The sequence below is a fragment of the Flavobacterium glycogeni genome (assembly GCF_048286775.1).
Classification (GTDB): Bacteria; Bacteroidota; Bacteroidia; order Flavobacteriales; family Flavobacteriaceae; genus Flavobacterium.
This window is the reverse complement of the sequence record NZ_JBLVPV010000062.1, coordinates 1-2,064: the sequence shown is the minus strand read 5'-3', so window position 1 is coordinate 2,064 and position 2,064 is coordinate 1. Positions and strand designations below refer to the sequence as shown.

Below are 2,064 nucleotides of genomic sequence, written 5' to 3'. Positions count from 1 at the left end.
TTATTTATTCCATCGAAACAACAACAAATTCGCTGCGTCTGTTGGCTTGGTGTTCTGCTTCACTGCATTTCTCACCATCAGAACATGTATTTACCAATTGGCTTTCTCCATAGCCTTTACCGGTCAATCGATTGGCTTCTATGCCGTTTTCTATTAACCATGCAACGGTAGCTTTAGCCCTTCTGTCAGACAATGCTTCGTTATACTTGGCTGTTTGTCTACTGTCAGTATGCGAACGCACATCGATTTTCATTTTTGGATATTGCTTCATTACATCCAGAATTTTTTCCAATTCAAATGCCGCTTCTTTGCGAATAAACGATTTATCCAAATCGAAATAAATCATTTTTATTCCGAAACATTTACCCAAATCATCTCCAACGGCCACTTTACATATTGCTTTTGTCAAAGCCAATGACAAATCGGTTTTACCGTTGATTTCTCCAACAGTAATGGCTCCCTCTTTTGTTTCATAATCGGGCTTTTCGGCTCTTACATAATAGGTTTTGCCACAAGCTGCCTCAAAACGATACTGTCCCCGATCATTTGCAATGCTTTCTTTGATTAATTGAAATTTTTCGTCAAACAAGCTCACTTTCGCATTGGCAAGAATCAATCCCGTTTCCTTATCAGTAATAATTCCTGTTAAAGCTTGCTCACAAGTTAGTTTTCTGATTTCAGTAAAAGAATAAATATCGTCATACCCTTTACCACCTTCTCTATTGGAGGTAAAAAACCCTTTTCTGCTTTTGCTGTCTATTAAAAATGCAAAGTCATCTTGGGATCCGTTTATAGGACCTCCTATGTTTTTTACTTCTTTAAAGGCATTATCATTTTCTATTTTGGCAACAAATATATCTAATCCGCCTAGCCCTGGTCGTCCATCAGTGGCAAAATACAATTCATTGTCTTCTGATACAAAAGGGAACGTTTCTCTGCCTTCGGTATTGATGCTTTTTCCAAGATTTTCCGGTATTCCGTAACCGCCGTCGTCATTAATTGTCACTTTGAACAAATCCGATTGTCCAAGTGTCCCCGGCATATCCGATGCAAAGTATAAGGTTTTATCATCTGGACTAAGTGCGGGATGCGCCACACTGTATTGATCGCTGTTGAAAGACAATTCCATTACATTAGTCCACTGTCCCTGCTGATCCAAAGTAGATTTATACAACTTTAATAAAGTCACCATTTTACTGTCTTTTCCTTTCTTTCCGTCCAAATAGTTATTTCTGGTAAAGTACATCGTTTTGCCGTCTTTAGTAAAAACCGGTGTCGATTCGTGGAATTTTGAATTTATTCTGTTACCAAATCGTTTTGGTTCACTTAGATCACCATTTGTATTTACTTCAGCCCCATAAAGATTCGTAAACGACCGATTGGTCCATTTGAATACTTTCTTGGAAACACCACCTGTATCGCGTGCAGAGGCAAATATCAATTTATTCCCCGAAAACGAACTTCCATAATCCGAAAACCCGGAATTAATTCCTGCGTCAGCTACATTATAACGTCCCGAATTGGCTTTGATTTCTTCAAGGTAATTTTTATTACTCGCAAATAATTTGGCTCTTTGATCATTGCCTGATTCCTTATTGAATTGCTCCAGTATTTTATTTGCTTCAGCGTATTTGCCAATTGATTTTAACGATTGAGAATACCTGTAATAGTATTCGGCTTCTTGCTCTTGGTTCATCGCAAAAAGTTCGGCATACCATTTTGATGCTTTCGCTAATTCTGCATTGAAATAATAGGCATTGCCTAACTTCTGAAACATCTTCTCGTCTTTGTAGCCTTTCTCAGCTACGCGCTCATACGTGGCAATTGCATCAACATAAGCGTAACTATCGTATTGCTTATCGGCACTAGCGATACGTGTCGTTTGCGCAACTCCCTTAAAAACAAATAAAACTAAAAAAACGGTATAAATTAAATTTTTAATTTTCATAATTGGAATCCTTAAAAGAATCTAGGTGAAGTTATTCGGCTGTAATTATTAAACAATTCGAAACGCAGGAATATTTCATGTGATCCTGAATTATAGTTCCTTAAATTGGTTGTTTC

Annotated in this window: 1 protein-coding gene and 1 pseudogene; both read right to left on the bottom strand. The window is 37.5% G+C overall.

The features are described from left to right. Positions 1–4: 4 nt before the first annotated feature. Positions 5–1,948, bottom strand: a complete 1,944-nt coding sequence (locus ACNQGX_RS18270; protein ID WP_417978731.1) for an OmpA family protein — start codon at positions 1,946–1,948, stop codon at positions 5–7. An 11-nt stretch (positions 1,949–1,959) separates the two neighbouring features. Further along, positions 1,960–2,064, bottom strand: a pseudogene (locus ACNQGX_RS18355) (PorP/SprF family type IX secretion system membrane protein); the annotation flags it as partial.